This is a genomic window from uncultured Parasphingorhabdus sp., assembly GCF_963975735.1.
Classification (GTDB): domain Bacteria; phylum Pseudomonadota; class Alphaproteobacteria; order Sphingomonadales; family Sphingomonadaceae; genus Parasphingorhabdus.
On the sequence record NZ_CAXBIA010000006.1, the window covers coordinates 109,411 to 133,543 of the forward strand.

27 protein-coding genes and 1 pseudogene are annotated in these 24,133 nt (G+C 53.6%); 16 read left to right on the forward strand and 12 right to left on the reverse strand.

Annotated elements, in window-relative coordinates; all coding sequences use genetic code 11:
* The first annotated feature begins 19 nt into the window (after positions 1-19).
* The 6 genes from AACZ86_RS09310 (at position 20) to AACZ86_RS09335 (ending at position 7,849) form a co-directional block, all read left to right on the forward strand.
* Positions 20-1,441 (forward strand): Mur ligase family protein, encoded by a 1,422-nt coding sequence (locus tag AACZ86_RS09310; protein WP_339691706.1) that lies wholly within the window; start codon positions 20-22, stop codon positions 1,439-1,441.
* A gap of 919 nt (positions 1,442-2,360) precedes the next feature.
* On the forward strand, positions 2,361-2,972 hold the full coding sequence (locus AACZ86_RS09315; protein ID WP_339691707.1) for a hypothetical protein: 612 nt from the start codon (positions 2,361-2,363) through the stop codon (positions 2,970-2,972).
* Positions 2,973-3,905 (forward strand): PilZ domain-containing protein, encoded by a 933-nt coding sequence (locus tag AACZ86_RS09320; protein WP_339691709.1) that lies wholly within the window; start codon positions 2,973-2,975, stop codon positions 3,903-3,905.
* 215 nt (positions 3,906-4,120) lie between these two features.
* Positions 4,121-4,714, forward strand: coding sequence for a PAS domain-containing protein (locus tag AACZ86_RS09325; protein ID WP_339691711.1), 594 nt, complete (start codon positions 4,121-4,123; stop codon positions 4,712-4,714).
* A 212-nt stretch (positions 4,715-4,926) separates the two neighbouring features.
* The gene (locus AACZ86_RS09330; RefSeq protein WP_339691714.1) at positions 4,927-6,540 is read left to right on the forward strand and encodes a hypothetical protein; all 1,614 of its coding nucleotides are present in this window, start codon (positions 4,927-4,929) and stop codon (positions 6,538-6,540) included.
* A gap of 481 nt (positions 6,541-7,021) precedes the next feature.
* A complete protein-coding gene (locus AACZ86_RS09335) occupies positions 7,022-7,849 on the forward strand; it encodes a universal stress protein (protein ID WP_339691716.1) in 828 nt (275 codons plus the stop codon).
* Between the two features lie 8 nt (positions 7,850-7,857).
* On the opposite strand, the gene AACZ86_RS09340 is transcribed toward AACZ86_RS09335, so the two are convergent.
* The 3 genes from AACZ86_RS09340 to lptB form a co-directional block, all read right to left on the reverse strand.
* Positions 7,858-9,408 carry an MBL fold metallo-hydrolase gene (locus tag AACZ86_RS09340; RefSeq protein WP_339691718.1) on the reverse strand — a complete coding sequence of 517 codons (1,551 nt, stop codon included), beginning with the start codon at positions 9,406-9,408 and terminating at the stop codon, positions 7,858-7,860.
* A 34-nt stretch (positions 9,409-9,442) separates the two neighbouring features.
* Positions 9,443-10,255 carry a universal stress protein gene (locus tag AACZ86_RS09345; RefSeq protein ID WP_339691719.1) on the reverse strand — a complete coding sequence of 271 codons (813 nt, stop codon included), beginning with the start codon at positions 10,253-10,255 and terminating at the stop codon, positions 9,443-9,445.
* 128 nt (positions 10,256-10,383) lie between these two features.
* Complete coding sequence (gene lptB, locus AACZ86_RS09350; protein WP_339691721.1) at positions 10,384-11,172, reverse strand: LPS export ABC transporter ATP-binding protein; 789 nt, start codon at positions 11,170-11,172, stop codon at positions 10,384-10,386.
* A 112-nt stretch (positions 11,173-11,284) separates the two neighbouring features.
* On the opposite strand from lptB, the gene AACZ86_RS09355 reads away from it, so the two are divergent.
* Positions 11,285-11,695, forward strand: coding sequence for a hypothetical protein (locus AACZ86_RS09355; protein ID WP_339691724.1), 411 nt, complete (start codon positions 11,285-11,287; stop codon positions 11,693-11,695).
* A 54-nt stretch (positions 11,696-11,749) separates the two neighbouring features.
* Here AACZ86_RS09355 and AACZ86_RS09360 read toward each other — a convergent pair whose 3' ends face one another.
* The gene (locus AACZ86_RS09360) at positions 11,750-13,048 is read right to left on the reverse strand and encodes an acetyl-CoA hydrolase/transferase C-terminal domain-containing protein (RefSeq protein WP_339691726.1); all 1,299 of its coding nucleotides are present in this window, start codon (positions 13,046-13,048) and stop codon (positions 11,750-11,752) included.
* Between the two features lie 199 nt (positions 13,049-13,247).
* Here AACZ86_RS09360 and AACZ86_RS09365 point away from each other — a divergent pair, with 199 nt between their 5' ends.
* Entirely contained in the window at positions 13,248-13,847 is a 600-nt protein-coding gene (locus tag AACZ86_RS09365; protein WP_339691729.1) for a GNAT family N-acetyltransferase, read from the forward strand.
* Between the two features lie 131 nt (positions 13,848-13,978).
* Here the strand turns inward: AACZ86_RS09365 and AACZ86_RS09370 are convergent, their stop codons facing one another.
* Positions 13,979-14,422 carry a host attachment protein gene (locus AACZ86_RS09370; RefSeq protein WP_339691732.1) on the reverse strand — a complete coding sequence of 148 codons (444 nt, stop codon included), beginning with the start codon at positions 14,420-14,422 and terminating at the stop codon, positions 13,979-13,981.
* 184 nt (positions 14,423-14,606) lie between these two features.
* Between AACZ86_RS09370 and AACZ86_RS09375 the strand changes: the two genes are divergently transcribed.
* A complete protein-coding gene (locus AACZ86_RS09375) occupies positions 14,607-15,203 on the forward strand; it encodes a hypothetical protein (RefSeq protein ID WP_339691734.1) in 597 nt (198 codons plus the stop codon).
* 161 nt (positions 15,204-15,364) lie between these two features.
* On the opposite strand, the gene AACZ86_RS09380 is transcribed toward AACZ86_RS09375, so the two are convergent.
* The gene (locus AACZ86_RS09380; RefSeq protein ID WP_339691736.1) at positions 15,365-16,006 is read right to left on the reverse strand and encodes a murein L,D-transpeptidase catalytic domain family protein; all 642 of its coding nucleotides are present in this window, start codon (positions 16,004-16,006) and stop codon (positions 15,365-15,367) included.
* 87 nt (positions 16,007-16,093) lie between these two features.
* Between AACZ86_RS09380 and AACZ86_RS09385 the strand changes: the two genes are divergently transcribed.
* Positions 16,094-17,251, forward strand: a complete 1,158-nt coding sequence (locus AACZ86_RS09385) for a L,D-transpeptidase family protein (RefSeq protein ID WP_339691738.1) — start codon at positions 16,094-16,096, stop codon at positions 17,249-17,251.
* A gap of 222 nt (positions 17,252-17,473) precedes the next feature.
* Here the strand turns inward: AACZ86_RS09385 and AACZ86_RS09390 are convergent, their stop codons facing one another.
* From AACZ86_RS09390 to AACZ86_RS09405, 4 genes are all read right to left on the reverse strand, one after another.
* Complete coding sequence (locus AACZ86_RS09390; protein ID WP_339691741.1) at positions 17,474-17,692, reverse strand: hypothetical protein; 219 nt, start codon at positions 17,690-17,692, stop codon at positions 17,474-17,476.
* Between the two features lie 111 nt (positions 17,693-17,803).
* A complete protein-coding gene (locus AACZ86_RS09395; protein WP_339691744.1) occupies positions 17,804-18,400 on the reverse strand; it encodes an SDR family oxidoreductase in 597 nt (198 codons plus the stop codon).
* Between the two features lie 22 nt (positions 18,401-18,422).
* Positions 18,423-19,097 (reverse strand): type 1 glutamine amidotransferase domain-containing protein, encoded by a 675-nt coding sequence (locus tag AACZ86_RS09400; protein ID WP_339691746.1) that lies wholly within the window; start codon positions 19,095-19,097, stop codon positions 18,423-18,425.
* Between the two features lie 133 nt (positions 19,098-19,230).
* The gene (locus tag AACZ86_RS09405) at positions 19,231-19,728 is read right to left on the reverse strand and encodes a lactoylglutathione lyase family protein (RefSeq protein ID WP_339691747.1); all 498 of its coding nucleotides are present in this window, start codon (positions 19,726-19,728) and stop codon (positions 19,231-19,233) included.
* A gap of 101 nt (positions 19,729-19,829) precedes the next feature.
* On the opposite strand from AACZ86_RS09405, the gene AACZ86_RS09410 reads away from it, so the two are divergent.
* Complete coding sequence (locus AACZ86_RS09410) at positions 19,830-20,726, forward strand: LysR family transcriptional regulator (RefSeq protein WP_339691749.1); 897 nt, start codon at positions 19,830-19,832, stop codon at positions 20,724-20,726.
* A 326-nt stretch (positions 20,727-21,052) separates the two neighbouring features.
* Here the strand turns inward: AACZ86_RS09410 and AACZ86_RS09415 are convergent, their stop codons facing one another.
* Complete coding sequence (locus tag AACZ86_RS09415; protein WP_339691750.1) at positions 21,053-21,220, reverse strand: hypothetical protein; 168 nt, start codon at positions 21,218-21,220, stop codon at positions 21,053-21,055.
* Positions 21,221-21,233: 13 nt separating this feature from the next.
* Between AACZ86_RS09415 and AACZ86_RS09420 the strand changes: the two genes are divergently transcribed.
* The gene (locus AACZ86_RS09420) at positions 21,234-22,499 is read left to right on the forward strand and encodes a tyrosine-type recombinase/integrase (protein ID WP_339691751.1); all 1,266 of its coding nucleotides are present in this window, start codon (positions 21,234-21,236) and stop codon (positions 22,497-22,499) included.
* Here AACZ86_RS09420 and AACZ86_RS09425 read toward each other — a convergent pair.
* On the reverse strand, positions 22,411-22,653 hold the full coding sequence (locus AACZ86_RS09425; protein ID WP_339691752.1) for an AlpA family transcriptional regulator: 243 nt from the start codon (positions 22,651-22,653) through the stop codon (positions 22,411-22,413). The genes AACZ86_RS09420 and AACZ86_RS09425 overlap by 89 nt on opposite strands.
* 231 nt (positions 22,654-22,884) lie before the next feature.
* Between AACZ86_RS09425 and AACZ86_RS09430 the strand changes: the two genes are divergently transcribed.
* The 4 genes and pseudogenes from AACZ86_RS09430 to AACZ86_RS09445 all read left to right on the forward strand — a co-directional run.
* Entirely contained in the window at positions 22,885-23,187 is a 303-nt protein-coding gene (locus AACZ86_RS09430; protein WP_339691753.1) for a type II toxin-antitoxin system RelB/DinJ family antitoxin, read from the forward strand.
* A complete protein-coding gene (locus AACZ86_RS09435; protein WP_339691755.1) occupies positions 23,184-23,480 on the forward strand; it encodes a type II toxin-antitoxin system RelE/ParE family toxin in 297 nt (98 codons plus the stop codon). The genes AACZ86_RS09430 and AACZ86_RS09435 overlap by 4 nt, the downstream gene beginning before the upstream one ends.
* 35 nt (positions 23,481-23,515) lie before the next feature.
* Positions 23,516-23,828, forward strand: a pseudogene (locus AACZ86_RS09440) (DNA-binding transcriptional regulator).
* A 119-nt stretch (positions 23,829-23,947) separates the two neighbouring features.
* A partial coding sequence (locus tag AACZ86_RS09445; protein ID WP_339691757.1) for a DUF262 domain-containing protein occupies positions 23,948-24,133 on the forward strand: 186 nt, incomplete at its 3' end.

Consider the following 24,133-nt stretch of genomic DNA (forward strand, 5'->3'; position numbering starts at 1 on the left):
GAAGCAATAGCGCGAAAAAATGAGTGAAGACAAATCCTATTATTTTTGTGGAATCGGCGGTTCCGGAATGTTGCCTCTGGCGATGATTGTCAAAGCGGCGGGTGCGCAGGTCGCAGGGTCCGACCGGGCGCTGGACCAGGGGCGACTGGCTGATAAATTCCGATGGCTGCAGGATGGCGGAATCAAGCTGTTCCAGCAGGATGGCAGCGGCTTGGTTGATGGACGCCAGATATTGATAGCCTCTGCCGCGATCGAAGACAGTGTACCGGATGTCGCACAAGCCATCGCACTCGGTTGCAAACGAATGACGAGGGCCGAGCTACTGGCAGAGCATTTCAATGCGGTGCCGCAGAGCATCGCGGTCGGCGGCACCAGCGGCAAGTCCACTGTCACCGGAATGATCGGCTGGATATTGACCGAGGCGGGCCGTGATCCGACGATCATGAACGGCGCGGTGATGAAGAATTTTGTCAATGACGACGCCCCTTTTGCCAGTTCCCGCGTCGGCAATGGCGATTTGATGGTCAGCGAAGTCGACGAAAGCGATGGTTCGATCGCTCTGTTCGACCCTGACATAGCGGTGCTCAACAATGTCAGTCTGGATCACAAGAGCCTTGAAGAGCTGAGAATATTGTTCGGCGATTTCATAGCGAAGTCCCGGCATGCGATCTGGAACCATGATGACGAAGAATCGCGCATGCTGGTTGCCTCTTGCCGTTTGGCAAAATCATCCAGCTTCGGATTTTCCGAAGGTTCCGACTTTCGGGCTGTGCAAGTCCAGGAGCAATCGCTTGGCAGCAGCTTCACCTTGCGGACTGACGGTGCAGATCACCGGATATCTCTACAAGTACCGGGCAAGCATAACATCGCCAATGCACTGGCAGCCGTTGCGGCTTGTTGTGCGAACGGCGTGCCGATCGACACTGCGATAGCGGCGATTGAAACGTTTAAGGGTCTGGCTCGCCGATTTGATATCGTCGGAACAGAGAACGAGATTAGCGTGATCGACGATTTCGGTCATAATCCCGACAAGATTGCCGCGACTCTTGCCACCCTGAAGGCTTTTCCTGGCCGGGTTATTGCTTTCTTTCAACCGCACGGATTTGGACCGATCCAAAAAATGGGTGCAGAGCTTGCCGGGGTTTTTAGCGAATATCTCAACGGCGATGATCGTGTCATATTGTGCGATCCGGTATATTTCGGCGGCACCGTCGATCGGACGCTTGGCAGTGAATCGATCGTTGATGCGATAGCCGCTGCGGGTGGCACGGCAGAATATTTCGCTACACGAGAGGATTGTGGCGACAGAATAGCCGCGATTGCGCGAGCGGGCGACCGCATTGTCATCATGGGCGCGCGGGATGATACTCTGCACAGTTTTGCACAATCCATTCTGGCTGCCGTCGCGATTAACCGGGCAGAGGTGAACTCGATCATTTAGGTCTTGCCCGGGGCGTTTTGACGAAGTCAAAATGGTCGTGCAATCCCGTTGGTAAAACCAGCCAACCAAGCAGATTCCATAACCGGTCGTGCTTGCACATTGATTGATACAGGAGAAGTGCGCTTCGAAATGTGTTCAAATGTCACCCGTCGGCATGATACAGTGTAAACGAGATAATAACCTGTATGAAGAAAGAGTTAATGCTCGTGACCTAAGGCTACACGTTTAAAAATATAATCCTTTAAATATAGATGGTTACAAGTACGACGCCGTAACATACTGTAACAATAGCCGTATCTAACTGCATAACATCCCGATGTTTCGACAGAAAGGATGGGCAAGTGGGGCAACTCGGCTCTGGTCTGTGGTAACCCAATCAAGCACCACAGTTGTCCCGGCGTTGGTGCGATATTCTGGTCAGTATCGTATCGACTGTTTCCTGGTGGAGTGGATAATGAAAATTATCCGCTCCACCTTCGGACAGACGCCCGAGTGCTTCCCGCTTGCACGTAAGTTGTGGGAAGTTTCATGCAGTCAACCGGATCAATATTGGTAGAACGGAATGTCGTTTTTTTGCGCTCATTGTGCTGCGCGAAATTCGTTCCGCTAGCTATATTATCTGTCCTGGCCTTGACTGGCTTGCCCGCACTGGCATCTGAAGCAAAGCAGACGGATCCGATTGTTAAGGGAAATGGCCGTGCTACCGTTGTAGCGAGCGCAAGAGTCCTCAAGCCGTTCACAATGATTGCTACAGCGCAGGCTGCAGCCAAACCATATGACAACACACTGACTGTCCTGAGACGCACGACACATCGTGACTGCACGAATCTGACAGGTGTCGAGGCTGATCACGGCATTGCTGAATCGTGCGAATTACACTTGATAGAATTACAGTAAGCAGGAAAATATGGAAAATTCTATGCTGAAATCCCTCACGGAATATGAGGAAACAAAGACAGGATCTGGCGTTCAGGAGCTATGTGAGACACGGCGTCCGCATATTCTCCCGTTGGCCATCGCGCTGGCGTATTTTGCTGCGCCAGCACCATCCTTGGCGGAGGCCGGTTCTGGCGAGAATGTCGCCATCGCACTTTCAAGCAGCATTGTTACCAGCCCGGTCGGAATGGGTGATGCCGCGCGGGCGGTTCCGGGAGCCTTGGTCGACTATTCCGTTTCCGTGACGGGTCCGTTGGACAATGCTTCTCCTGCAACATCCTTTGCCATTATCGATATGATCCCCGATCAGCTATCGCTTTTCGTGGGGGATCTGTCTCAGGCCGGCACTGGACCGGCTGCTTTCATCGATAATGATAGCGGTCTGGAATTCGGCTTTGATGGCCTCGCCAGTTTGACGGATTCCATCGAATTTTCCAGCGATGGTGGCGCGACGTTCGATTATACTCCCGTCGCTGATGCTGATGGATTTGATCAGAATGTTACTCATATCAAACTCCGTCCGCGCGGTGCGCTGATGCCGGTCAATGAAAAATATGAGCGTTTCTCCATCCGTTACAGAATGAAAGTCAAGTAAATGAAAAATGCGATTCAAGCTGTCACACCCCCGACGGAGCCCGCCGATTTTGTTTTGACTCCAGCGGAACGGCGGAAACAGGATCGGCATATTGCGATGCTTCGCCTTGCCAAGATTAGAGCAGAATCCGGCGAAGGGTGGGGCTTCATCAAAAATCTCTCTGCCACCGGCATGATGGTTGAAGTGCATTCCAATTTTGATCTGGGGAAGCAAATCTCGGCTATTTTGAACGAAGACCAAGAACTGACCGGCACAGTGCGGTGGCGTAACGAGTCACAGGCCGGCGTCGAGTTTTTTGAGCCCATCAACGTTGCAGAGACATTATCCAAACCAACCGCTGACAAGTCCGGGCGAGTTCCACGTCTGCCGCGTATAGCGATGCAGTATCCGATCAACCTCTATATGGGATCGCAACTGATCCACGCTGATATATGCGATATCTCGCCCGCGGGTATTTGTGTAAGAACAGACTATTCTTTCGAGATGGGTAAAAACTTGCGTCTGTCCGTACCGGATTTACTGGATATCAGTGGTGCCGTGCGCTGGCAATTGGGCGATCGCGTCGGTATCGTATTTTCTCAGCGACTTCCTTTGGATGACATGATGATTTGGTTGTCGACTTTCTATAAGACAGACAAGATCGAAACTCCCGATCTTGTCGCCCTCAACCGCGGTGAAGAAGCAGCGGATACCATTGATTCTCCATCAAATTTTTTGCCTTATCAGGTTATCGGACATGATGATCGGGATAAGGAAATCTTGATTGATAAAGTGGATACAGCAACTGAAGCTCTCGTTCAGTTCAAAGCCACATCGAAATTTTTCTACAAAGTAAGCATTCGCGATGCCAATGATGTCCCATTATCGATCGGCACGATCGTATTGCGCGCGTTTGATGAAGAGCGGGCTGCCGCCAAATCTCCCCTTAGCTGAGTATCTGAGCTCTTTTTCCGGTTATTCCGTAACGGATCCAGCCGTTACATGCTCGCGATGTTGTTTGGCCCTGGCAGAGGCTTCTCGTGATCGTCACCGGAATTTTGCTATATAACAGGATCGAAGTTATGCATTAATATCGCGAAACCATATCAATATTAAGAACTTTTTAGTCATCATTGCAATATTGTCCGATTCAGGAATTTACCAAAATTGTGCTGACTTTGCTAAAAAAATACTGCAGCACTAAATTGATGGTCGTCACAATGGGAAATAATCCCGTTGAGATGCGGGGATGTGGTCGGTCTATGTTGTCAGTCTATTTATCATATTCACTGGCATTGGCCTTGTGTGTCGTCATTGTCATTTTGGTTTTTGGGTTGCGAAAAACAAAGGCTGACTTGAGGTCTGTTGGAGTTGAACTCGAACGCTGCCAGCTGACGCTTGAAATTTCAGAAGATGTTGGCCGCTTTGGTTCCTGGCATATGAATGCAGCGACAAATGTGGTAAGATGGTCGGACTATATTTTTGACATGCATGAACGTCGGCAATCTCTGGGCAACCCGATGCTCGAAAACGCGATTAGTTATTATCATCCGAATGATCGACATATGGTTGAATCGGCTGTTCAGCTTGCGCTTGAGGAAGGTGAAGATTTCGAATTCCGCGCTCGAATCATTACCGAGCAAGGAAATGAACTTCCGGTTCTGGCCCGTGGCACTTGCCAGATAGGCGGGGACGGAAAGGTTCTGGGAATCTTTGGTTGCTTTGTTGACTTGAGCACACCTGAGGATCGGAAATCATCGTGATTTTCAGGCATTCTTGCCCCGCTCTGGAACCATATTGGGAGAAGCGGGTTATTAGCAGTTGACAGCATCGCTTGCTCTAAACAGGTTAAATCGGGGAGGTCGCTGCTTAGCACGAGAGGACCTTGCCAATTTTAAGCGAAGAAGAAAAACTTCAACTCTGCCTTGAACGCGACCGGCTGCTTTGCGATCCCGAATTTGCGCGTTCTCCGACTATGAGCAAGTTGCTGCATTTTCTGGTCGATTATAAATTGCAGGGAGAAAGAAAGCCATTGACGGCTTACGCCATCGCGGTTGACGCTTTGGATCGTGATGATGGTTTTGATACCCAGATTGACAGCTATCCCCGCGTGCAGATCGGCCGTCTCCGGCGGATGCTCGATCATTTTTATCTGCGCGAAAACGGTGAAAAACGGCTTTCTATACCGTTTCACAATTATGAGATCGTTCTGGGACCCAATGAACCGATAGAAACAACGGCTCATTTGCTGGGTAACCCTCGTCCGGATATTGAAAAGCCGCTTGGATCACCGTCCGGGACTGCAGTAGCCTCCACCAAGACGGCAGATGTCAAAACAGGCCTTGCTAGCCGTTTTTTGTCGGTCGTTCGCGACTATATCTGGGTCTTCATTATCGTCGCTATGCTGGCGGCAATTGGGGTCTTTTTCTATTCGAGGCAGACGGCACCGACAACAGAAACCACAATCTCTTATCCGGCGATCATCGTGGAGGGGGCTGAAAATATTACCCGTTCTTCATCGCGTGCCAAGACCCAGATGACCCATAGTTATCTTATAGGTGCTCTGAAGAGGTTCGATCAATTGCGGGTCGTTGATGAAGATATAGATGGACAGAACGGTGCCGAATATTTGCTCGAATCTTCAATTTATAATGCATCCGCGGATCGCATTCAGCTTCGTCTCGTCGACAATGCTACAAGAGAGGTGATCTGGTCCAGCCCGATAGAGGTGGGAACAATTGAAGCGCTGGAAGCTGATCTTGACCAAGCCGTTGTTGCTATCGCCAGTCCCCATGGAAAGATCGCCCAGCAAGAACTGTCGAAATATCGTGGCGATTATTCCCCGGGATATCCCTGCCTGCTGCAATTTCACCAATTCATGCGTTACCGTGACAAGGAACTTCTGACGCCTGCCTTGCAGTGCATGGAGGTTTCCGCGAAGCAGTTTCCCAATGACTCCTATTTGATGAGCATGCTTGTTGTCGCCAAAAATCTGTCCGAGCAATTTGGTGGTCCGCATGACATTGACGGCATCAGCAGGGATTTCGCGCTGAAAGCCGCAAAACTTGACAATGATAGTGCCTCAGCAACATTTGCCGTTGCCCAGAGCGCATTTTTTGAAGGTGACTGTCGCAGAGGCGTGGCCTGGGGGGGACGCGCGGTCCGGCTCAATCCACTGAATTCCAGAATAATGGGCTATTTGGGCTTATATATGCTGGCATGCAGAATGCCGGAGGGCGAAGCCTATTCGACGAGGGCTTTGCAAATGGATCCCGATGCCGATCTGGTTGTCGCTGCAACTTTGGCGATGCAAAAATTTCGCCGCGGGGACGCAAAAGCGGCCCAGCGGCTATCATCACAATATATGGACTCGGCGCCGGGCACCACACCTGGACTGGAGATAAGCTATATTTTGTCGACGGCAATGCTGGGCGACAAGGATGAAGCAAGAAGGACTTGGCGTAGTCTGGCCGAACGATCCGGCCTGTCGGAATCCGCTCCACCGCGCGAGGTGCTGAGTAAATGGATGTCGAACCCATTGCTGATCAGCGAGCTGGAGGCAGATCTTGTAAAGGCGGAGCTCTATTGAGGAGTTGATCACCACTGATGGTTGGTGCCTGACCAAACTTGGCTGGAATAAGTAGATGGCAAGGGCGCCAAAGCCCGGTCTGACACCCGTCCGCTCGACCAGAAAATGACCAATCCGTAACATCGGCGTCTTGATGAATTTCGCGGGAAGCGGTTGGTCGCACGATTTCGGCAAATGGATCGCATGGGTAAACTTCCATAAGGGAAACCACGGATAGCGGCTGCCTACAGGAATCATTATGCCATCGGGAGACGCACTAGCAGTGGATGCAAGTCCGGTGTCAGGAGAGAAAATCGATGAAAATGGGTCTGTTTTTGCCAATATTTCTCCTGAACGAAACATCCCGATCCACGCCCCTGGAAGGCGCGTGACAGGATAGCGGGCCACATCTTCTTTCTTCCCCACCCCCCGGGCGAGGAAAGTCGGGGTGGCCCGCGATTTTGGTCAGGATGGCAACTGAGTAGAAAGTAGAGGCAGGACCATGGATCACAAATCAATTCTACTGGCCACTGACCTGTCGGCGCGTTGTGATCGTCCGCTCGACCGCGCTCTGATGCTGGCGAAGGAATGGAGGAGCAAACTGGTCCTGCTCCACGTTATGGATCCCGGTCTGGCCAATGACTCCGCTACCAATATCCGCGATATCGAACTGAAAATCGCCGATGAATTGCCCAAAACGAAGGTGGATGTCGAAATATTGGTCAAGTTTGGCGACATCGCCGCCACGATCGTTGAAACGGCAAAGACAAAAAAATGCGACCTGATCGTGACCGGTGTCGCACGCTATAACAGCATTGGTGATATGATTCTTGGCAGTCCGGTTGATCAGATGATCCGCAACGCCTCCGCACCGGTGCTCGTCGTCAAGCGCCGACCCAAACGCGCATATAAAAATATTCTGATTGCCACCGATTTTTCGGATTGTTCGCTGCAGGCGTTGAACGCTGCTGCCGAATTATTTCCGGATCCCAGGCTCCATCTGGTGCATGCCTATCACGAGCCCTATAGCGCATGGTTGAGTTCCGATCAGGTTGCTCAGGATGTGAAGTCGGAAGAACAGACCGCATTGACCCGATTTCTCGCCAAACGCGCGATTTCCGATGCGGTTTTCGACCGGGTGAACGGATCAATCGAAAAAGGTGATCTGGGCGCAGTGCTGTTCCGCAAGATCGCTGCGACCAAGTCGGATCTGGTGGTCTTGGGAACCCATGGCCGCGGCGCGCTGTCCCGTGCAGCCCTGGGCAGCAATGCGCAGCAGGTCCTCGGATGGGTCGAGCAAGACGTGCTGATGGTACGTGAAAGAAAATAGCGCTTTGTTCAGTGCACGCTGTCGAGCGCCCGTTTGAGCGCCGCCAGTATTTTTTCGCGATCCTGTACGGTCGGCTGTTCCATTATCTTTTTGTCCACTTCTGAACGCAGAGCCGCAAGCTTTGATATCCAGTCGCGCGCAGCGGTCAGGTCGGCTGCATCCGACCGGCCGGCAGATTTGCGGATAGCCGGTTTTGCTGGTTCCAGTTCCCATGTTTCGCCCAGAGCCGGAATTATTGTGGATGGCATTTCCAGAATTTCTCCCACTTTTTCAGCGAGACTTGTCAGCGCGGTCGGGTCTCCGTGGACCAAAAAGAGCGAGCCCCTGATCGGCGTGCGATCCTTGATCCATTCCACCAGTCCGCTGCGGTCGGCATGATTGGAATAGCCGTCTAGCGTTGTAACTTGCGCTTTCACGATAACATCATGTCCCGATATGCGAACGCGTCTGGCGCCGTCTCTCAGTACCGATCCCAATGTACCGGTTACCTGATAGCCGGACAGCAAAACCCGGGATTGTCGGTTGGGCAAGTTGCGGATCAGATGATGTCTTATCCGGCCGCCTTCGCACATGCCCGATCCGGCAATGATGACAATTCCCGACATCCGGTTGAGCTTTTTTGATTCAGCCGTGTTCTGGATGAAGCGGATATTTGTGCGTTTCAACATATCGGATCCGCTGTCGCGGTACCGCATGACCGCCATGGTCACTTTTTGTGCGAGCGGGGAGTCGAGAAAGACATTTACCGGTGCGAGCCGTCTGGATTCAAACAACGCATCGAAATCTTCGAGTATCGCCTGCGTGCGTTCCAGCGCAAAGGCCGGGATCAGCAGATTACCGCCAGCCGCCATCACTTCTTCGACATGGCGCGCCAGGGTCTCGCGACGCTCGCTGACCAGGACAAGTTCGCGATCCCGGTCACCATAAGTGGATTCGCAGATGACATGGTCATAGCCGCCGATTTCCGAGGCAGTGCAATTGATCGACCGACCAGGGCCGACATCGCCGGAGAACAGCAAACGCTGACCGGCGATATTGATTTCAATCGATGCCGACCCGACGATATGGCGCGCATTCCAGAAGCGGAATGACACGCCGTTGCCGAGGCTGTTTTCTTCGCAATAAGAGACCACGCGGACATTCTTGTGCAATTTGGCAATGTCCTTGCCGTCATAAAGCGGGATGAAAGGGGGCAGGCCTGCGCGGTCAGCCCGGCGGTTCCGGCGCTCGGCATCGGCAGCCTGCAACTTGGCGGCATCCTGCAAAAGCGGTTTGATGATATCTGCGCTGGGCGCGGTGCAATAAGTTCTGGCCTTGCAACCGCTGGCGTAGAGATAGGCCAGTCTGCCGCTATGATCGAGATGTGCGTGAGTCAGCAGCACGGCATCTATTTTTTTCGGATCGAAAGGCAGTTCTTCATGGTTCAGCGCCTCGAGCGAACGGGTGCCCTGAAACATGCCGCAATCGACCAGGATCGTCTTTCCTGCACCCGTGACTTCAAAGCAGGAACCGGTGACGGTTCCCGCTGCACCATGAAATTTGATTGTTACACCACTCATTCAGCTCTTCCTCTCGGAACGTATATTTCCAAGATTAATGGGCGACGAGCAGTGGTACCGGGCAATCGCGGAACAGATTGCGCGTTACGCCGCCGAACAGGAACTCGCGGGCCCGGCTATGGCCATAAGCGCCCATCACCATGTAGCTGGCTTTGAGCGTGTCGACGGTCGAAAGCAGGACCGAATGCACGGACGACTTGTCGGCCGCCAGTTCGTGGATCTTCGATTTGATGCCATGCCGTGACAGATATTCCGAGGCGTCCAGAGGCGGCAGGTCGTGATCCTTGTCCTCCTCGACGACCACGATATGCACATCACTGGCAAGCTTCAGCAAGGGGACAGCTGCGCGCAGCGCGTTGCCCGCCTCGAAGCTGCCGTTCCAGGCTACCACGACCGGACCGGCTGCATCAAATTTCTTGAGGTTGTCGGGCTGGACAATGACTGGAATACTGGTGTTGAAAAGCACATCCCCCAAGATGCCTAGCGGTTCCGTATTGTCCTTTACGCCGCTGCAGGAACTCAGCACGATCAGGTCGGTCAGAGCGGAGCTTCTCGATAGCCCCCGTGCCGGCTCGGCATTGGCTGTATGATAATCCCACGGAACATCCTCGCCTGCCAGTCGCTTCTCGATTTCCGCCTTCAGCAGTGTATCGGCTTCCAGCGCATATCTGCTGATGTCGTACATGACCGACATGCCGGTGACACCGTCGAACGCCATTTGCGGCTGATAGGGATTGGCGCGCAGGCAATGAAGATGGCCCTCAAGCGCTCGGGTCAGATCCAGCGCTGCCTGATAGCGTGCATCAAGTCCGGAATCATCATTCACATAAAGCAGCACGGATTTCATCTTGTTTCTCCTGTTTGATAACCTGTCCGCGAAATTTGTCTGGAGAACCAACTGGTTCGCCTTAATCCATTCGCCACATCCTTATTCTCGAAGATGCCGGAAACGTGATTGGCAGGCCATCCGTAGTGTTACCTAGCGGCGGCATGAAATTCTTCGCCGAGGTATAAATGGCGTACGACCTTGTCATCCAGCATGACTTCGGGCGTCCCGTCGAACACGATACGGCCTTCGTGCAGGACATAGACACGGTCCAGAATATCAACCATCTCGCGTACATTCTGGTCTGTGACGAGAATGCCGACCTTATGTCTCTCCAGACTGGCAATCATCGCCTTGATATCCCTGACCGAAAGCGGATCAATCCCGGCAAATGGTTCGTCGAACAGCATGATGCCCGGATCGGCTGCCATGGCCCGGGCGATTTCGCAGCGGCGCCGTTCGCCGCCTGACAGAGCGCGTGCCGGCGTTTTGCGGACATAGTCGATATGGAATTCTGCCAGCAGATCATCCAGTCTATGCGCTCTCATAACCGGATCCTTTTCAAACAGTTCGAGCACAGTCATGATATTCTGTTCGACCGTAAGCCCGCGGAAAATAGACGATTCCTGAGGCAGATATCCCAGGCCGCGAAGCGCGCGCTGGTCGAGAGGCAATCTGGTTATATCTTCGCCATTTAGAATAATTTGCCCCGAGTTTATCCGCAATAACCCAAGGATCGAATAGAAGGTCAACGTCTTGCCGGCGCCGTCGCGGCCCAGCAGGCCGACAACCTCCGAAGGACGGACTTCGATTGAAACATCATGCAGGACCGTCTTTTTTCCAAATTTCTTGGTAAGCGAGACAACCGATAGTCCGGTGCTTTCCAGCGCCGTTGCTTCAGCAAAATGTGGCAAAGTGGGTAGAATGATATGCTTCAATGGTTCGCATTGCCCCGGTTGGAAAAAGGATATGATAAGGGGCAAGCGCGTTCGAAAATATCAGGGAGTTTACGTATGTTTTCGCTGGCTCCGGTCGATCTAGAAAACGATCATGGCAGATGTCCTGAAAGCTGGTATTCTCTATTTTCTTGGCGTGTTCACGCTGGGATTCATTTTGGGCGCGATCCGTATCTTTTTTCTCGTCCCATATACTGGACCAGTGTTTGCGGTCCTGGTCGAGCTCCCCGTCATACTTCTTGTCTCCTGGTTTTTCTGCCGGTTTCTCACCAGACGATTTACGGTTCCGACCGAACCATATGAGCGTCTGCTCATGGGGTTGATTGCATTTGTCTGTTTGATGATCGGCGAGGCTCTGGTCGCGATGTTCCTGCAACAGGGCCGTATGACGGACTTTTTCATGACCTTTGATTTGCCGGAAAACCGGATAGGGCTTGCCGGCCAGATTGCTTTTGCCCTGTTTCCGGTGTTGCAATCCTATGCGGATAGCAAGGCTGGACAATAAGCAGGCAGGATATTTCCTTCGCAGGCCTTCGCCACAAATTACGTGGAGCGATCCTTACAGACCATTGGCCAGTTGATCCCTGAACTTTGGATGGGCGAGGCCGATCAGCGCTTCCGCGCGCTGGATCAGCGATTTTCCCTTCAGATCCACCGAGCCATATTCCGTCACCACGATATGTGTGTCGTTGCGCGGGGTTGTAACGGGCCCATCCAGTCGGGGGACAATGCGCGAGACAGTACCGTTGCGCGCCGTCGACTGGCAGGCGATGATCGACTTGCCACCTTTCGATGCGTTCGCGCCGCGCACGAAGTCGAGCTGGCCGCCCGAACCGCTATATTGCCGCCCCATCATATGTTCCGAATTGCACGCGCCACCGAGATCGATCTGCAACGTTGCATTGACCGACACGACGTTCCTGTTCTTGGCGATATGGCGGGGATCGTTGACGATATTCACCGGCGCGCTGTGGAACGCCGGATTGTCATCGAGGAAATCGTAAAATTCCCGGTCACCCATGGCGAAGGTGAAGACACTGAAACCACGGTAGGTGGTCTTTGCCTGGTTGGTGACTGCACCGCAATGGATAAGCCCGGCGAGGGCAGGGGTCATCAGCTCCGTATGGATGCCAAGATCCTTGCGATCGTGGAGCAAGGCGCAAACCGCGCCGGGAAGCGCACCTATGCCCATTTGCAGACAGGACCTGTCGTCGATCATGTCCGCGATAATGGCAGCTACTTTTGCGTCTACCGCCGATATTTCGGGCGGGTGAACCTCGGTCAGCGGCGTGCTGTTTTCGACAATCGCATCGACTTCCGATACATGCAGCAGGGAAGCGCCGAACACGCGCGGCATATTGGGGTTGACCTCGACCACCAGCTTTTTGGCGCTGCGAGCGGCGGTGGTGGAATAATCGTTGCTGGTGCCGAAAGTGAACCAGCCATGCTTGTCCATCGGCGACACGGTCGTCACAAAAAGATCGAGCGACACATCTTGCTCGAACAGCCGGGGGGAGTCGCTGAAAGCAACCGGGACAAATTCGATCGGACTTTTCTCACCCGGTTGCTGTGTGCTGAGCAATTTCCGTTCTATCGAACTCAGAAACATGCAGCGCGGGCGAATACGGCCCAACAGGTCGGGCCGGAGCACCGTATCACCGGCGTGATCCATCGAATGGAAATACCATAGTTTCAGATCTTCTACAGCGCCATTTTCTGCCATATCCGCGATTGCGCCGAGTAACGCCGGTGGCTCCGCCGTCGCCATGCCCATCGCCATATGCGCTCCGGACCTTAATCCGTGCACAGCTTCGGCTGCGGTCCTGATCCGCGATTTATATGCTTCAATATGCGTCATCGCCAATGCCTCGGATGGAGAGAAAACTGCCGGAACCGTCGGTTACTGACAGACCGGATAAACGCCACGCGAGTCAATAGGGACCATTACGGATATTTGCGGAGATACGTTGGTTTACGGATGGCGACCATATCGCCGGACCGGCTAGATTAGGCTCATCAAATTTCAATTTCCCCCTGGTTCCCTGAAAGGAAGTCCCATGCCCGATGCAAAATCATCTTCTACGCAACCGGCCCCCGCAGAACCGATCCGCCCTGACCATGCGGTGGTAGTGAGTAACAGCATACCGCTGACCACCCGCACGGGCTTCGAGTTTCATGTCCGGCCCGTCGAACCATCTGACAAGGAAGCTCTGGCGGAGTTTTTCACCCATGTTTCGAAAGACGACCTGCGGTTCCGCTTTCTGTCCGCGATTCCGGAAATTAAGGGTGCCTTGCTCGATGATCTGGTGAACGTCGATCATGAACACAAGGAAGACTATCTCGCCTTCGATATAGATGACAAGACCATCATCGCCAGCGCGATGGTGGGAGCCAGTGAGGACCGGTATGAAGCGGAGGTCGCCCTTGCGGTGCGCAGCGATTATAAACACCGCGGAATGAGTTGGACCTTCCTGAAATATGTGATCGACCAGTCCCGCAAAAACGGAATCAGGAAACTTCAATCGATCGAAGCCCGTGAAAATCATGCAGCGATTGAACTGGAAAAGGAAATGGGCTTTTCCGCGCGATCCTTTCCCGGCGACGCCACGCTGATGCTGCTGGAATTTGACCTTACGGCAATGCCTGTCACAACCTGATCGGGTTCTCATGATATATTTGCGGGTGGGCGGAGGTCGCCGTCTCCACCCGCTTGCGATCTCGCCAGTTTTGGCGAAGCATCATTCATTCAGTCATCTCGGGCACAATCCCCGCAACGCGGATGATTTTGTCAGGCGTCGTGCTTGGCGAGCATTTTTGCCAGCGGCTCGGTATCTTCGGGACCGAAATCCTTCGGAATTTCTGCCAGCAATCGCGCGCTGGTTTTGGGACCCAGATGTTTCCGGATAACCCCCAGTGCGCGGGGCGCTGCAACCAATATGATAGCGGCGTCTGATCCGGACACGATTTGCTCGATCCGCTGGGCCATTTCCGAAACAAAGCGGTCTTCTTCCTGCTGTTGCAGATCGACCTGCTCATGTGCGCCCCGGCTGGGCGACTTGCTCTGAAAGCTTCGTCCAGGTCTGTCCGTGCCGAGTTCCGAAGTGCGCAGCGAGGGGTTTTTATGTTCTTCAATTAGCTCCAGCACCGGTGCAAAGGCGTCCCCGATATTCTTGAACATCGCCATGCGGGAGCCGTCAACGGCGATCACCTTGCTATCCTTGCGCACCAGCATGTCAGTCTCCCATCAGTTTATTCATCTGCAGACTTTCTAGGATGGCCGGAGTTTGGCGGCGATAGGTATTGTTACGGACCGGAGTAACCGGCCTTACGAATAATTACGTAAAGACAAACGACCGGCTTTACCCGACTATCATTCTTTATCGGCCGCTACAGCGGCGACAGAAAAAGGACTGAAAATGCCGGATCATTCCAAGATTACCAAACCCGTCTCCAAGGCAGCCGCGCTGCTCATGACCTTGCTGCTGCTCGGATGCGCAACCGCAACCCCCTACCAGCCGCAAAGCGCAGGCCAGCGTGTTGCTGGCGGCTATTCGGAAAACCGTCTTGCGGATACGAAATATCGCGTCCGCTTCGCCGGAAACACGTTGACCTCGCGCGATACCGTAGAAGGCTATCTCTTATACCGCGCAGCGGAACTGACGGTTCAGAACGGATATGACTGGTTCCGGATTACCGACCATACGACCGAAACCGATCGCCGGACCTTTGTCGAACGTTCGCCTCGCTACGAACCCTATTACGGGTCGATCTATCTGAACTGGCGTCCGCACTGGCGCTATTATCGCAGCGGCGTCTGGTCGACATGGCATCCCTATGGCCGCGATCCGTTCTGGTCCTTTGATACCGACGTGCGGACCGTGGAGCGGTTCGAAGCCGAAGCGGAAATTGTGATGCGCCGTGGTTCGATGCCCGTCGATGCGTCTCGTGCGTTTGATGCCCGCAAGGTTCTGCAGGATCTCGGACCCTCGATCAAATGGCCCGACGAGAAATAATAAACCTGATGGCTTCCGCCCGCGTCTCGAACGTTCTTCAAGGCGCGGGTGCGGGCAGGGGCTAAGACGACCGGGTGTCGTTTGCCAGCGGAGCCAGGGGTTTTCGAGGTGCGAGGCCGACCTTGGGAGGGCACTTGCAAAGAAAACGCTCAAATTACCGGTTACACCTTGTCGGCATAGAGCAGGCGACCCGGTCCCAGCCGCTCCAATATGACCGGCAGATCGCCTTCGGAAAAGGCAAAGCAGCCCTGGCTGCGGCCCAGTTTGCCATGGGATTTGACCATTTCCGGTTCAGCATACCACGCGCCGTGGATCACGATCGCGCGGGGTTCTGCCATATTGTTGCTGGGGTCGAGCCCTTTCAGCCGGCGCGATGTTCCGTGCTTGCCGATATAGGTCTCGCTGGTGACATAGCTGCCGCCCGACGAGGCTTCTGATCCGGGTATATTGGAAAATTCCTGCAGCCAGCCGGTGTGCCTGAGGTCGGAGCCTTTGCCGTGGGCCACCAGAAAGGACTGGGTCGTCCCGTTTGTCAGGTCGACAATATGGAAGCGCTCCTCGGCGCTATGCAGCGAATAGTCGGCAATCCCGATCCTGTCGGTGTGTAGCAAGGATGATTCATGGGTTGCCATCGCCGCCTTGGCGCGTTCGATCAAAGCGGATGGACCTGGAGATGGGGTGATCTTTGGACGGGCAGGTAAAGGTGTCGCAATCTTGCTGGCAGCTTGTGATCGCGTGCTGAACCCGTAAGCGGCACCGGCAATGCCGAGCAGTCCGGCGGTGATAAAATTTCTTCTTTTCATGCTTCGTTCATAGCATATTTTTCCTGTACCCGGGATTAAGTATCAATACCTATTGTTGCGGGAGGCGATAGGCTGAAGAAGGATCGGATGATAAAATTTATTGCAATATTGGCGGGGTTTCTGTTGTCCGCATCGGCCTCGGCACAGACAGAAGAACATGCCGAAAGTCACCTGATCTGGACCGAACCACAGATTGCCGAACTGCAGCAATTGGTCGATGCAAGAGCATCCGAGGCTCTGGAAAATTGCCCGATCACCAATTTCAGCCAGCCAAATTCCGCCACAGATCCCTTCCGCCGGTCGCGTCTTGCCTCCGTTGCCGCGAACGAGCTGATGTTGGCCTATCTCGACGGATGTTCTCCCGCATCGGCGCGGGCGAAATGGAATATCGGTAGCGATGACCGCAATATCGACACGCAGCAATTGTTGATGAAGGCACTGGTTCGCAATGACCTCGCTGCCTATTTTGCTGCACTCCGGCCACGCAGTCCGCATTACCAGGCTCTGCGTGCAGCCTATGCAACAGAAACGGATGCGGAGAAACGCGCGGCATTGGCGCTGAACATGGAGCGCTGGCGCTGGATGCGGCTTGTCATGGGGGAGAAATATCTGCTGGTAAACGCCGCCAGCTTCGAAGTAACGCTTTGGGAAAATGACAGGAAACTGAAAACCTGGCCGGTTATCGTCGGCAAGACCAGGTCTCCGACGCCGGTTTTTGAAGCTACCGTCAGTGGTGTGATCCTGAATCCGTGGTGGGAAATTCCGACATCAATTGTCGCGGAAGGTATCGGATCGATGGTCCGCAACAATCCGTCCGCGGCGCGCAGAAAAGGCTATGTTTTCGAAAACGGCCGTTATCGCCAGCGTCCCGGACCGGGCAATGCGCTCGGACAGATGAAGCTGGTCATGCCCAATCCGTACAGCATCTATCTGCATGACACGCCGAACAAAAATCTGTTCTCGGAAGCGGTGCGAACGTTCAGCCACGGCTGTATCCGGGTTGGCGACGCTATCGATCTCGACAAGACATTGCTGGAGGGCGCGGCGACCGGAGAGCAGATTGACGAAATATTGGCCAGCCGGACCACGACCAAATTGTCGCTGGCCAAGGCCATCCCGATCTACATTGCCTATTTTACGGCAGAAGCAGCGGGCGACGGTAGTGTTCGCTATTTCCCCGATGTCTACAAACGGGATGTGTTTAAGCTGGCCCGGAACGAGCCCCGCACAGATTGCGCCGCCTAGCCTTATGGATTGCCAGCCCGGTTCTTTGTGATATTATTGCAGCCGTTCTCACGGGTTTCTCGGATTCCTCCGGTCATGTTGTCCTGTTCAAACCGGATATCGAGGTTCCGATCGACAGCCGACTTTTCTGATTACAGCGTCCCCATTGCCGCATTCGAGACGATTGCGCCAACGCCGTATATGAACGAGGGGAGATGCGGACCAAGCCGGACATATTTGTCGTCAATCGGTGAGTTTACCAACCTTCAACAGCTGATATTCTGACATCAAGCCCTTGAACAGACTGTAACAACAGACAAGCAACACGACGGGGAAGGGCATATTCTCGAGCATCTGGAATAGCACCAAGGGTACTTCGTTCATGCCGTCCGGCAATTGGCCGATTATCGCGTTGATCTGGTCTACCTCCAGCTGCGCCAGAGCCAGTTCGACGCCTAGCAAGCTGCCGCCGACCGACCATATCGAGATCGGATCAGCCCGCAGATCGGAGATTGCTGCTTGAACTTATAGCCCGCGCTATCGTCGGTCAGGCCTGGGTTGTCAGACACCGGCCTATACGGACTGCATCAACAGGGCCTTGCCGGTCCATCCATTGTCGTCCACAGCATTTGCCAGCACGGCGGCAACGTCGCCGCGCGCCGCCTTCCCCTTGGGGTCGACATCATCGCCGAACCGCATATCGCGGCTGCCGTCGTCGTCGGTGAGGGCGACGGGCCGGATGATGGCATAGCTGAGGCCAGAGGCTTTCAAATGTTCGTCTGCGTTGTGCTTCGCTTGCAGATAATGGGCAAGGTCGCTTTCGGGATCGGGATTGTCCGCGCCAGCGCTGCTAAGCATGACAAAGCGCGAAACACCGGCCTCTGAGGCCAGATCGATCAATCGCTTGGCACCATCCCGATCGACCTTGTCGGTCATTTCGGGACCGGTGGAACCGCCCGAGCCGGCTGCAAAGATCACCGCGTCGCATCCATCGCAGACACCGGGTTGGAGGTCGGTCAGATCGCCCTGGCGTTGCGTCACGTCCGCTGGCAAGGAGCTGGTGTCCGAGGATTCACGAACCAGCGCGATTGGGGAATGGCCATTGGATTTCAATTGATCGACGAGCCGCAGCCCGGTGTTGCCGGTCGCACCGGCGATAAGAATTTGCATAGGTCGCTCCGTTTATTTCGGTTTAAAGCAGGTCAAGCAGTTTGCGCGCGGCTTCTGCCGACGATGCCGGATTCTGGCCGGTTACCAGCTTGCCGTCGACGACCACGAAGGAGGCCCAGTCGTCGCCCTTGCGATAGTCACCGCCATTTTCTTTTAGCATGTCCTCGACTAGAAAAGGCACGACATCGGTCAGTCCAACGCCTTCCTCTTCCGTATTGGTAAAGCCGGTCACCTTCTTGCCGGACACCAGCGGCTTGCCGTCCGCATTCTTTGTATGTTTGAATATCGCAGGTGCGTGGCAGACCGCGCCGAAGGGACGGCCGCTCGCCGCAAATGCTTCGATCAACGCCTTGCTGTCATCATCTTCCGTCAAATCCCAGAGCGGACCGTGCCCGCCGGGATAGAATATCGCGTCAAATCCGTCAGCCGATATAGCGGAAAGAACAGCCGTGTTGGCGAGTTCTTTCTGCGCCGCTTCGTCAGATTTGAAGCGTTTCGTATCGTCGGTCTGGGCGTCGTCGGTGTCACTGGACGGGTCGAGCGGCGGCTGTCCACCTTTGGGGGAGGCAAGTGTGACATCCGCGCCAGCATCCTTGAACACATAATAAGGCGCGGCAAATTCCTCAAGCCAGAATCCGGTCTTCTTGCCGGTGTCGCCGAGCTGATCGTGCGATGTCAGAACCACTAGAATTTTCATGATTTTTACCTTGAATCTTTGTTTTGATCAATCTTCCTTCAAACAACGCACTTCGAACCCTTTGGTTGCGCGGCCGAGCCTCTAAATCCATGGAAACCAGGCGTCAGGCCGCGCATATTACCGAAATGCTCTGCTAGGAATAAGCGCCCTCGGAATAGGTCAGTTCGTAGCTATGGCTGTAAATTTCGAACACGATACCGAACGGGTCCTCGACATAGCACATGCGATAGGGTTTCTCGCCGGGATAATATTCGCGAACCGGCATGCGTTGCTTTCCTCCGGCGGCGACTATTTTCTCGACTAGTCCTTCAACGTCCGGGTCCTGAATACAAAAATGGAAGGTTCCGTGGCGCTTGTGGTCCAGATTGTTTTCGGGCGCATGATTTTTCGGAAACTCGAACAGCTCGATACCAACACGGTCGGCGGTGGCGAGATGGGCAATCCGTAAGCTACCCCACCCGGGGCCGAAAACATCGGTGCACATGACACCGACCGCACTGTCGTCCTCGGTGACGTCGGTCGGCTTCATTATGGTGTAGAGGCCGAGAACGCCGGTGTAGAATTCTACCGCGGCATCGAGGTCGGGTACGGACAGGCCGATATGTGAAAAAGCGCGAGGTGTTGGTAACATGATAGGGTCCTTCTATTTCCTGCGTTGGAGAAAATAGGCGGCACTCGTCATTATATGAAATAATCATTTATATAATTCTTCATAACGTTTAGTGATGGCGGATGTTGAATGCTCAATGGCTAGAAAGCTTCGTCGTCCTCTGCGAAACCGGTCATTTTACCCGGGCCGCGGCTCTGCTGAACATGACCCAGCCGGGCGTTTCGCAGCATCTGCGGAAGCTCGAGGCACAAGTCGGCCAGTCGTTAATTTCGCGTCAGGGGAAAAGCTTCAGCCCCACACCGGCGGGCGAAGCCGTTCTTGCCGTAGGGCGTGCAAGGCGTGCTGAGGAGCAGCTACTTCAGGAGACGCTATTGCGCGATGATCCCGCGTCCGGGGATGTGGCCATTGCTTGCTCCGGCAGTTTCGCGATACTCTTATATCCCCACATCCTGTCAGCGATGCAGGCCTCGCCTCAATTGACCATTAGGCTCGAGGCAACCCCTCAGGACAAAGTCTTGGCCGGTGTGCTGGAAGGGCGGTTTGATCTCGGGGTTGCTGACCATGATCCGCGCCATCCGCGGCTCGATGCAGAGCATTTGGGGCAAGAGGAACTATGTCTCGTGGTCCCGCACCAGACGACGACGTCTTCGATCAGTTTCCAGGCACTCGAAGACCTTGGTTTCGTCGCCCATCCTGACGGATTCTCCTATGCGGATGACCTGTTCTCGATGAATTTTCCGGAAGAGTTCCAGGGAGCGGATCGTCTGCACATCCGCACCTTTGTAAACCAGATCAGCCAGATTCCTTCACCCATCGCGCGTGGTATCGGCTATACTTTGCTGCCGCGAAGCGGCGTGAGCAGCCACCCTGACAGGGACAGGCTTCACGTCGCACAGCTTCCCCACAGGCTCCGCCACGATTTGTGGATGATTTCCCGACGTGGCCGTAGCTTGCCAGCGAGGGTTGCCCGGATCGGAAATCTTATCGAGTCCGTGTCCAGAGATCTGGAGGCCGGTTGAAGGCCGAAACAGCGATTCTACGGTTCACCGTGACTGAGCCAAGCAAGCTGCTGATTATCCCGAAATTGATTGTGGATCGGCTGGGTTCCAGATGAAGCATATGATCGAATTGCCGGTTTTCAGCAATTTATCCAGTCTCCACGCAAGTCAGTAATCGGTCTTGATCGCAGCCGTATATTATCACCAAACGCCATGCTTTCCCATTTGAATGGTTGCTACGGTGGTTCTGGGAAATTTCGAATCACCTGAAAGTGACGGCGTTAATGGTGAGCCCTGCTGGGTTCGAACCAGCGACCTACTGATTAAAAGCGGAACCAGCTAAAATTTCAGGCCGTTTCATCGCGGCCCAAAACGTCCCCCAAGCCCTTGCTTTTCTGCCATTTTTGTGTATCAATTCGGGTCATAGAAAACCACCCTAGCGCACCGGTTTTTGGCCCGAAAATAACTTTTGTTGCCCCAAAACGACTTTTTGAGCCTTGAATATCGGTTGCCATTGAGGCCAAAATTATGCGCGTCCATTTAACCGTAAAACGCATCCGGGCGTTGAAATTCGCACCGCAGGGTGAACGCTTTGAAGTGATGGATGCAATTGTTCCCGGATTTGGCGTCAGGGTCAATGCTAAGAGCATGTCCTATATTTTGACCGCACGTTTTCCCGGCAGCCGCCACCCGACGCGCCGCACAATTGCATCCGTCGGAGAAATTGATCTGGCGAGCGCGAGGGAAAAGGCGCGCAAATGGCTCGAAAAGATGAAAAAGGATCAAGCGCCGCCGACACTGCGCGAACGGATCAGACGTAGGCAGAATCCAGATGAAGACACTTTCGCAAAGGTTGCCGAGAAGTTTCTGCGCAACCATGTTCATCGCAACAAGCTGCGTTCTGCGCGTGAATTTGAAAGGATAATCCACAAGGAATTGATACCGCTATGGGGCAAACGCGACTTCAAGTCGATCAGGCGCAGCGATGTTGCGCGTATGCTGGATGCAAAAGAAGAAACTGCGCCGGTGCAGGCCGACTATATTCTCTCGATTCTCTCCAAATTGTGCAATTGGTACATGGCGCGGGACGAGGACTATGTTTCGCCCATTGTGCGCGGAATGCGGCGCACCAAGCCGCGACAGCGTGCGCGGGACCGCGTTTTCGATGACGATGAATTACGGATATTCTGGAAAGCGACCAGCGACGGGACTACTTATAGCGCTTTTGTCCGCACCGCCTTGTTGACGGCGCAGCGGAAAACCAAAGTGCTTGAGATTCAGTGGGGTGAAATCAATGACGAAGGCGTCTGGATCATCCCGACCGCGTTTCGGGAAAAGTCTAATGCCAAGACCTTGGGACTTTCTCGTTTGGCACTCGATGTTATCGACAGCCAGCCGCAGCGCGAGGATAGCGAATATATCTTCGCTGGCTTAGGGCCAAAGCCGATTGATGGCCTTAGCAAAATGAAGAAGCGGCTTGATAACCGGATGGGGGAGCTAAATGGCGAACCCGTGCCTTATTGGGTGGTTCACGATTTGCGCCGCACCGCCAGATCATTGATGGCGAGGGCAGGGGTGCGCCCCGACATTTGCGAACGTGTTCTTGGTCACGCAATTCCCGGCGTATGGGGTGTGTATGACCGCTATTCCTATGAGGAAGAAAAAACAGAGGCGATTTCAAAGTTGGCCGAATTGATCGAGCAGATTATCTCGCCGCAGAAGAAAGCGGCCAATCCAATTCCGTTGCGGTTTCGTCAGCCCGATAGGCAGGAGGATTTGCAATCCACTGGTTGATTTCAGACTCGCGCCATCCCGCACCATTTATGCTGATTGGAATTTGGCGCGGGAAAGTGCCTTCATTGATTTTGCGATATATTGTTGAGCGGCTTAGACCGGTGCGATCTAAGACGGTTTTGAGGCGGACAATTCGGTCGGTTTTGTCGAACATGGGAGGTCTCCGTTTCCAAGCGTTTTTGGGCTTTGCTGAAACAGAATTGAATATGCTGAACCGGCTTGCAAGAATAAGTATGGCTAGAATTGGCAGCGGCGTAACGTGGCGTGCAAAGACTGTTAGCAGCGTAGGTAGCGGGGTGCTTCATCACACCTAGACATAGTGATTTTTCGCTGGCAATTGTAATGCAAATGAATTACAAGGATGGAAATAGTTGGAGTCGCAAATATGGCCGCAAACGCATTGATTCAGACGCGCATCGACGCAAGTGTAAAGGCCCGGGCCTCTGCTGTTCTCGATAGCATGGGATTGAGCGTATCCGATGCTGTGCGAATTTTGCTGACACGCACCGCACAAGAAGGGGCATTGCCGTTCGAGCTGATCGCAGACAGCAAGGCCTATGATGCGTGGTTTCGAGCAAAGGTGCATGAAGCACTTGATGATCCTCGTCCCGATGTGACGAATGAAGAAGTAGAGGCAGAATTTGCCGCACGACGTGCAGCAGCGCTTGGCAAATCCGGTGATGCGTGAAACTAATCTGGACGGCCTACGCACTCGCTGACCGCCGTGAGATATTTTCGTTTATCGAAGCTGATGACCCGCGCGCTGCGGTGATGGTCGATGAGCGTATCGAAAACGCTATGCGGAGATTGATTGATTATCCTGAAAGCGGGCGAATTGGCCGCGTTGATGGAACCCGCGAACTTGTAGTCGTACAAACCAGCTATGTTGCGGCTTATCAGATCAGCGACGATGCAGTGCGTATTTTACGGGTAATTCATGGCGCACGAAGTTGGCCTGATGAAATGACCGACAACAGTTAAATCTAATGCCATGATAGACGCTGTGGAGATTTGTAATGACGACCAAAGCAAAATATAAAAGTGATGCCTTTGAGGCAATCCATTCGTCGGCATCCGCATTGCGCAAAGTCGGAGCTATCGACAAGGCAACGATGCGCAGCTTTGATGAAAGCTGCTTAACGATGCCGTCTGAAATCAAACCCGCGCAGATCAAAAAACTTCGCGAAGCCAATCACGTTAGCCAGCCTGTATTTGCTCGTTATCTCAATACCAGCAAAAGCACGGTCGAGAAATGGGAAGCGGCCCAGCGGCATGGCACTCAAATTGCTCGCCATAGTGCAGAAGCATGGCTTGCAGGTGCTTTCATAACAACACTCGGTTTAATTCTTCACAAGACAAGCTACGAAGAAGATGCAACTCAACTGGGTTAACCAACTGAGACACAGTCAAAAAATCTTCAAATTTCAAAAACTGGACGAAATAAATTTATGTCAAATCCTGCTTTCGGCGCACAATTGCTGACCTTGCCTGCTATTTTCAAAAACAAGTATTTCATAATTCCGGACTATCAGCGCGGCTATGCATGGGACGAGAAACAAGTCCAAGATCTTTTGCAAGACATCAATCATTTGCTCGATGATGGGATATCACAAAAACATTACACTGGCACCTTG

What these genes read in the sequence shown, in the direction of transcription:
- AACZ86_RS09310 (WP_339691706.1), top strand. Translation starts at nt 20, where the DNA reads ATGAGTGAAGACAAATCCTATTATTTTTGTGGAATCGGCGGTTCCGGA.
- AACZ86_RS09315 (WP_339691707.1), top strand. Translation starts at nt 2,361, where the DNA reads ATGCTGAAATCCCTCACGGAATATGAGGAAACAAAGACAGGATCTGGC.
- AACZ86_RS09320 (WP_339691709.1), top strand. Translation starts at nt 2,973, where the DNA reads ATGAAAAATGCGATTCAAGCTGTCACACCCCCGACGGAGCCCGCCGAT.
- AACZ86_RS09330 (WP_339691714.1), top strand. Translation starts at nt 4,927, where the DNA reads ATGAGCAAGTTGCTGCATTTTCTGGTCGATTATAAATTGCAGGGAGAA.
- AACZ86_RS09335 (WP_339691716.1), top strand. Translation starts at nt 7,022, where the DNA reads ATGGATCACAAATCAATTCTACTGGCCACTGACCTGTCGGCGCGTTGT.
- AACZ86_RS09340 (WP_339691718.1), bottom strand. Translation starts at nt 9,408, where the DNA reads ATGAGTGGTGTAACAATCAAATTTCATGGTGCAGCGGGAACCGTCACC.
- AACZ86_RS09345 (WP_339691719.1), bottom strand. Translation starts at nt 10,255, where the DNA reads ATGAAATCCGTGCTGCTTTATGTGAATGATGATTCCGGACTTGATGCA.
- AACZ86_RS09355 (WP_339691724.1), top strand. Translation starts at nt 11,285, where the DNA reads ATGGCAGATGTCCTGAAAGCTGGTATTCTCTATTTTCTTGGCGTGTTC.
- AACZ86_RS09360 (WP_339691726.1), bottom strand. Translation starts at nt 13,048, where the DNA reads ATGACGCATATTGAAGCATATAAATCGCGGATCAGGACCGCAGCCGAA.
- AACZ86_RS09365 (WP_339691729.1), top strand. Translation starts at nt 13,248, where the DNA reads ATGCCCGATGCAAAATCATCTTCTACGCAACCGGCCCCCGCAGAACCG.
- AACZ86_RS09370 (WP_339691732.1), bottom strand. Translation starts at nt 14,422, where the DNA reads ATGCTGGTGCGCAAGGATAGCAAGGTGATCGCCGTTGACGGCTCCCGC.
- AACZ86_RS09375 (WP_339691734.1), top strand. Translation starts at nt 14,607, where the DNA reads ATGCCGGATCATTCCAAGATTACCAAACCCGTCTCCAAGGCAGCCGCG.
- AACZ86_RS09380 (WP_339691736.1), bottom strand. Translation starts at nt 16,006, where the DNA reads ATGAAAAGAAGAAATTTTATCACCGCCGGACTGCTCGGCATTGCCGGT.
- AACZ86_RS09385 (WP_339691738.1), top strand. Translation starts at nt 16,094, where the DNA reads ATGATAAAATTTATTGCAATATTGGCGGGGTTTCTGTTGTCCGCATCG.
- AACZ86_RS09395 (WP_339691744.1), bottom strand. Translation starts at nt 18,400, where the DNA reads ATGCAAATTCTTATCGCCGGTGCGACCGGCAACACCGGGCTGCGGCTC.
- AACZ86_RS09400 (WP_339691746.1), bottom strand. Translation starts at nt 19,097, where the DNA reads ATGAAAATTCTAGTGGTTCTGACATCGCACGATCAGCTCGGCGACACC.
- AACZ86_RS09405 (WP_339691747.1), bottom strand. Translation starts at nt 19,728, where the DNA reads ATGTTACCAACACCTCGCGCTTTTTCACATATCGGCCTGTCCGTACCC.
- AACZ86_RS09410 (WP_339691749.1), top strand. Translation starts at nt 19,830, where the DNA reads ATGTTGAATGCTCAATGGCTAGAAAGCTTCGTCGTCCTCTGCGAAACC.
- AACZ86_RS09415 (WP_339691750.1), bottom strand. Translation starts at nt 21,220, where the DNA reads ATGGCAACCGATATTCAAGGCTCAAAAAGTCGTTTTGGGGCAACAAAA.
- AACZ86_RS09420 (WP_339691751.1), top strand. Translation starts at nt 21,234, where the DNA reads ATGCGCGTCCATTTAACCGTAAAACGCATCCGGGCGTTGAAATTCGCA.
- AACZ86_RS09425 (WP_339691752.1), bottom strand. Translation starts at nt 22,653, where the DNA reads ATGTTCGACAAAACCGACCGAATTGTCCGCCTCAAAACCGTCTTAGAT.
- AACZ86_RS09430 (WP_339691753.1), top strand. Translation starts at nt 22,885, where the DNA reads ATGGCCGCAAACGCATTGATTCAGACGCGCATCGACGCAAGTGTAAAG.